The sequence below is a fragment of the Actinosynnema sp. NPDC059797 genome (assembly GCF_042732085.1).
In the GTDB taxonomy this organism is placed as follows: Bacteria; Actinomycetota; Actinomycetes; order Mycobacteriales; family Pseudonocardiaceae; genus Actinosynnema.
This window is the reverse complement of the sequence record NZ_JBHWIE010000738.1, coordinates 1-1,361: the sequence shown is the minus strand read 5'-3', so window position 1 is coordinate 1,361 and position 1,361 is coordinate 1. Positions and strand designations below refer to the sequence as shown.

1 protein-coding gene is annotated in these 1,361 nt (G+C 71.4%); it reads left to right on the top strand.

From position 1 onward, the window contains the following. Positions 1-147 precede the first annotated feature (147 nt). Entirely contained in the window at positions 148-1,329 is a 1,182-nt protein-coding gene (locus ACFV4N_RS43805; protein WP_499678613.1) for a S8 family peptidase, read from the top strand. Positions 1,330-1,361: the final 32 nt, after the last annotated feature.

The window sequence follows — 1,361 nt, the reverse complement described above, 5'->3', positions numbered from 1 at the left end:
ACGCGGCGGCGGCCGATCGGGCGAAGCTGGTTGAACAAGGCATAAGTGCTGGTCAGGCTGCTGGGATGAACCCGGACGAGTGACCGTCGACCCCGTCAACCCTGCGTCGGGGCGCACTGGTCCGGGCTCACCCGAAGGAGCCGACAAGTGCGTCCTTTCACCAGAGTGCTCACCCTGCTGTCCGCCTCCGCCACCGCCGTCGGGCTCACCACCGGCGCCGCGCTCGCCGCACCGGCGCACCAGGCCGACGTCGTCCTCGCGACGGCCTCCGCGACCGTCCACCCGATCAAGGACACCTACATCGTCAGCCTCGGCGCCACCGCGCGCGACGGCCACGGCGTGGCCTCCGCCGCCGGCGTCACGCCCACCCACGTGTGGGGCGCGGCGTTCCACGGCTTCTCCGCCAAGCTCACCCCGGCCCAGCTGCGCAAGCTCAGCCGCGACCCGTCCGTCACCGCGATCGAGCAGGACGTGCTGGTCACCGACGCGCTGGACGCCACCCAGGCCAACCCGCCGTCGTGGGGCATCGACCGAGTCGACCAGCGCACCCTGCCGCTGTCGGCGAGCTTCACCTACAACTACACGGGCGCGGGCGTCCACGCGTACATCATCGACACCGGCATCACCCCCGGCCACGCCGACTACGGCGGCCGGGCCACCTTCGACCACAACGCCATCGACACCAACAACACCGACTGCCACGGCCACGGCACGCACGTGGCGGGCACCATCGGGTCCAACACCTACGGCGTGGCCAAGGGCGTGCGCCTGCACGGCGTGAAGATGATGAACTGCGCGGGCAGCAGCACCACCACCGCCGCGCTCAACGCGATCAACTGGGTCACGCAGAACCACACCAAGCCCGCCGTGGCGAACACCTCGTGGAACTTCACCGCGTCGGCCGCCCTGGAGACCGCGATCCGGAACATGATCGCCTCGGGGGTCTTCCTGGCCACCTCGGCGGGCAACACCGGCGGCAACTCCTGCGACCGCCTGCCCCGCAAGGTGGAGACGGCCTCCGTCGTGGCGTCGTCGCAGAACAACGACGCCCGCTCCTCGTTCTCCAGCACCGGCGCCTGCGTCGACCTCTACGCGCCCGGCACGTCGATCATCTCCACCGTCCGCACCGGCGGTTCGGGCGCGATGAGCGGCACCTCGATGGCGACCCCGCACGTGGCGGGCGTGGCCGCGCTCTACAAGCAGCGGTTCGGCGACCAGCCGTCGGCGACCGTGCACGACTGGCTCAACTCCGCCGCCACCCCGAACGTGGTCAGCGGCGGCGCCACCGGCGGCACGGTCAACCGCCTGCTGTTCACCAACGGCCTGTGACCGGCGCCGGCCCGTGAAGACGTCCCGGCGCG